The 222-nt window shown below is 55.9% G+C and carries 1 protein-coding gene; it reads right to left on the bottom strand.

Annotated features, from left to right (window positions below; genetic code table 11):
• Positions 1–222 (bottom strand): hypothetical protein (locus tag FC75_RS11865; protein WP_156403633.1); only part of this gene is annotated, 222 nt, incomplete at both ends.

The following is a 222-nucleotide window of genomic DNA, read 5'->3' as shown; positions in this document are numbered from 1 at the left end:
GTCGGCCGGCAGATACTCACGAATGAATTCGCCTTTCTTTTCGGCCAGATGCGTCAAAATACCTGGGTCTTGATGGGTGTAGCCGTTGTGATCCTGCTGGAACGAGGTCGAAGTGGAGACGACGTTCAGTGACGGATATGGACGGTGCCAAGGCTCGTCTGCGGCTTCGCGAATCCACTTGAAGTACTGGGTCAGCATGGAGTCCACCACGCGCAGGAATGC

It is taken from the genome of Lacticaseibacillus camelliae DSM 22697 = JCM 13995 (genome assembly GCF_001436615.1).
Lineage (GTDB): Bacteria > Bacillota > Bacilli > Lactobacillales > Lactobacillaceae > Lacticaseibacillus > Lacticaseibacillus camelliae.
The sequence above is the reverse complement of the archived record's forward strand: the minus strand, read 5'-3'. Positions and strand labels throughout refer to the sequence as shown.